This window comes from Streptomyces sp. MB09-02B (assembly GCF_033794485.1).
In the GTDB taxonomy this organism is placed as follows: Bacteria; Actinomycetota; Actinomycetes; order Streptomycetales; family Streptomycetaceae; genus Streptomyces.
Map to the genome: position 1 here is coordinate 1 of NZ_JARGEE010000703.1, position 2,746 is coordinate 2,746.

3 protein-coding genes and 1 pseudogene are annotated in these 2,746 nt (G+C 72.1%); all 4 read right to left on the reverse strand.

Features of this window, described 5'->3' with window-relative positions; all coding sequences use genetic code 11:
• Positions 1-103: 103 nt before the first annotated feature.
• Positions 104-577 carry a hypothetical protein gene (locus P1P70_RS43040; RefSeq protein WP_319247716.1) on the reverse strand — a complete coding sequence of 158 codons (474 nt, stop codon included), beginning with the start codon at positions 575-577 and terminating at the stop codon, positions 104-106.
• Between the two features lie 19 nt (positions 578-596).
• The gene (locus tag P1P70_RS43045; RefSeq protein WP_319247713.1) at positions 597-1,613 is read right to left on the reverse strand and encodes a nucleoside triphosphate pyrophosphohydrolase; all 1,017 of its coding nucleotides are present in this window, start codon (positions 1,611-1,613) and stop codon (positions 597-599) included.
• Positions 1,614-1,689: 76 nt separating this feature from the next.
• Positions 1,690-2,361 carry a SurA N-terminal domain-containing protein gene (locus P1P70_RS43050; protein WP_319247714.1) on the reverse strand — a complete coding sequence of 224 codons (672 nt, stop codon included), beginning with the start codon at positions 2,359-2,361 and terminating at the stop codon, positions 1,690-1,692.
• A gap of 137 nt (positions 2,362-2,498) precedes the next feature.
• A pseudogene (locus P1P70_RS43055) lies at positions 2,499-2,746 on the reverse strand (serine/threonine protein kinase); the annotation flags it as partial.

Here is a 2,746-nt window from a genome sequence, read left to right on the forward strand (position 1 = left end):
GGGCTGGTTGGTCACCCGACGACGGTAGCGGGCGGCCCGGAGGCCTCCTTCCCGGTCCCGCCCGCTCCCCCTTCCCGTCCCGCGACCACCGTGGTCGACGTGCTCAGTCACCCAGCACGCGGACGCGGTCGAGGACGGGGTCGAACCCGAGCACCGGGCGGTCGTACGCGCCCTCCGGGCACATCACGACCGGCTTGGCGAGGTGGCGGCCGAGGCGGCACAGGAAGTCGCAGAACGCGTCGAGCCGGTGCTGCCCCTGGATCTCCCGCAGGTCCATGTCGAAGTCGATCTCCTCGTCCGCGAGGAACCGGAAGATCGCCAGCATGCCCTCCGTCGGCCAGACCCGGAGCTGTGGGCATTCGGCGTCGAGCGGTCGCGCGAGTACGTGGGCGGCACTCGGGACGGCCAAGGGCGTCGTCCCTTCGATGTACTCGTGCCTCCAGCCCTTCTCCGCGACGAGATCGAGAAGCGCCTGCCAGTCCTCCGCCGAGGTGTCCGGGACGTGCAGGTCCGGTAGGGCGCCCATCAGTCCGGGATCGAAGCAGTCCCTCACCTCGTCCCACACCAGGTCCGGCATCCCCTTGCCCCAGGTCACGTCAGGCCCCGTCCAGGCCCTCCGCGGAGCGGATCGCGTCGCGGTAGGTGCGGGACGCTGCTCTCAGGGCCGCTTCGGGGTCGATGCCCTCGGCTTCGGCCCGGGCGGCGAGGGTGAGGAGGTCGTAGCCGATGTCGTCGCCCGAGGGTGGCGGTACGTCGAGGCCGGCGGTGCGGACGCGGGAGGAGAGCTTGGCGGCGAGGGCGAGTCCGGGCTGGCCGAGGGGGATGCCGTCGGTCACGGACTCCCGGCGTTTCTCTATCGCCTTCGTGCGGAGCCAGTGCGCCTTGACCTCCTCCGGGGTGGTGGCCGTGGCGTCGCCGAAGACATGGGGGTGGCGGTGGATGAGCTTGGTGATGATGCCGGCGGCGACGTCGTCGATGGAGAAGGGGGTGTCGGGGTCGTCCTCGGCGATGCGGGCGTGGAAGACGACCTGGAGGAGGACGTCGCCCAGTTCCTCGCGGAGTTCCTCGCGGTCGCCCTCCTCGATGGCCTCGACGAGTTCGTACGCCTCCTCGATCCCGTACTTGGCGAGACCCTTGTGGGTCTGCTGGGAGGACCAGGGGCACTCGGCGCGGATGCGGTCCATGACCTGCACGAGGTCGAGGAGCCGGGCACCCGGGAGGTCGTACGACGCCGGGAGCAGCTCCAGGGACGGCATCCGGACGCGGCCCGAGCCGGCGAGACGGGCGAGGCCGTCGGTGAGGCGGGGTTCGCCCTCGGCCGTGGCCACCACGACCACCGTGCGGTCGCCGGCGCAGGCGTCGACCAGTTCCTCGGCGGTCGGGGTCGCCCGCTCGACCGTGACGCCGGCCTCGCGCAGATAGGGGAGCTGGGGGTGCGCCTCGTCCGCGCAGAGGACCCGGTCCGCCCCGTGCAGTGCCTGCCAGGCGGGCCAGGACAGCAGGCCGGGCGCCACCCGGTGGCTGGTGGTCAGCAGGACGACCCGGCCGGGGTCGGAGGACGACGTCTCGGGGGCCGTGGGGACGGGGTCGCCGTCGGGGCGGTGTGCGTTCACCCCACGAACGTAACCCACGTCACCGACGACCCCGGAAGTTATCCACAGGCTGCGGAGAGGCAGGTCGGCCCGCCCGTCACGCAGGCTGCTGCGACCCCGTCCCCGTGACCTCCTTCAGCCAAGGCGTCTTGGCCTCCAGCAGGCCGACGCGGCCGGAGGCCTTGTCGACGCCCCAGCTGCCGTAGCGCGGGTTGAGGTCGACGTCGAGTTCGCCGGAGGCCTCCGAGAGGGCCTTCCAGAAGACCGCGCCGCCCTCCGGGCTGTTCAGGTCGGCACCGAGGGCGGTGGCGAGTTTCTGGACCTCGACATCGCTGCGGAGGCTCTCCTCCAACTGCTCCGGGGCGACGCTGTAGCGCTGCAGGTAGGCCGCTTCCAGGGCCTTGGCGCCGCCCGCGTCCGCCTCCAGACCGGAACGGTACTGCTGGACCTCCTTGCGGGTGACGGTCACGCCCGCGTCCTTCAGTGCCTGGTCGAGGACCCTCTCCAGGACCATGCCGTTCAGGGTGTTGCGGGTGAGGGCGCTGCTCTGGGCGACGGCCTGCTGGTACTGGCTCTCGTCCGTGCTGGCGGCGCGCTGGGCGGCGCGCACCTCGTTCACCCGGTTCTCCAGTTGCGCGACGGTGATCCGGTCGTCGCCGACGACGGCTGCCGCGCCGGGATGGGCGTCGCTTCCGCAGGCGGTGAGGAGCGGGGCCGCGGCGGTGATCGCGGCGGTGAGGAGGAGCGCGGTGCGACGGCGGCGGTGCAAGTGAGCCTCCCGAGGAGATTGTGCGGCGATGCACAAAGTCTTGCCGGTGATCGATGGTAGGCAGTGGCCCTGCTCTCGGCCAGCCATTCGACCAACGATTCACGCCGACTTCTGGCATCACTCGTGCCACGTCCGGCTCAGCCGCGCACCTGCCCCAGCCACTGCAGCGTGCGCCGCACCTCGCCCGCCAGCGGGTGGCCCGGCCCCCGCAGCCGTTCCACGTCGAGCAGCAGGCGGCCCAGGGTCTCGTGGGCGGCGCCGCGGTCGCCGAGGGCGAGGAGCAGGTGGCCTATGCGGCGGCGGACGTCCAGGGAGAGTTCGGGGTCGCCGCCGACGTACTGGTTCTCGTAGTACGGCAGCAGGGAGCGGTACTCGGCGAGGGCCG

Bases quoted from the DNA above. Each gene is read 5' to 3' on its own strand.
- P1P70_RS43040 (WP_319247716.1), bottom strand. From the start codon at position 577: ATGCCGGACCTGGTGTGGGACGAGGTGAGGGACTGCTTCGATCCCGGA.